Raw genomic sequence first — 236 nt, 5'->3', positions numbered from 1 at the left:
GATGCTCCTGTTTGTGGTAACGTGCTACCGTTTCCGGATTTTTTATTTTTAACCGGTTCATTATCGACAACAACTTTTAGCGTGTCATCTTTCGTTTCTTCTTGTACTTGTTTTTGTTCTTGTGGTTGTGGTTGTTCAGTAACTTCTTTTTCTACTACAACATTTTCTGAATCCACATTTGGTTTCTTATCGATTTCAGGAACCGATACATTTGACCAGTTATAAATCGATTTCCC

1 pseudogene is annotated in these 236 nt (G+C 36.4%); it reads right to left on the bottom strand.

Features of this window, described 5'->3' with window-relative positions:
- Window positions 1-236 (bottom strand): annotated as a pseudogene (locus tag MR113_RS27915) (DUF4430 domain-containing protein); the annotation flags it as partial.

The organism is Bacillus cereus group sp. BfR-BA-01379, assembly GCF_022663605.1.
GTDB classification, from domain to species: Bacteria; Bacillota; Bacilli; order Bacillales; family Bacillaceae_G; genus Bacillus_A; species Bacillus_A mobilis.
Note: the sequence above shows the minus strand (reverse complement) of the source record. Positions and strands in the feature narration are given on the sequence as shown.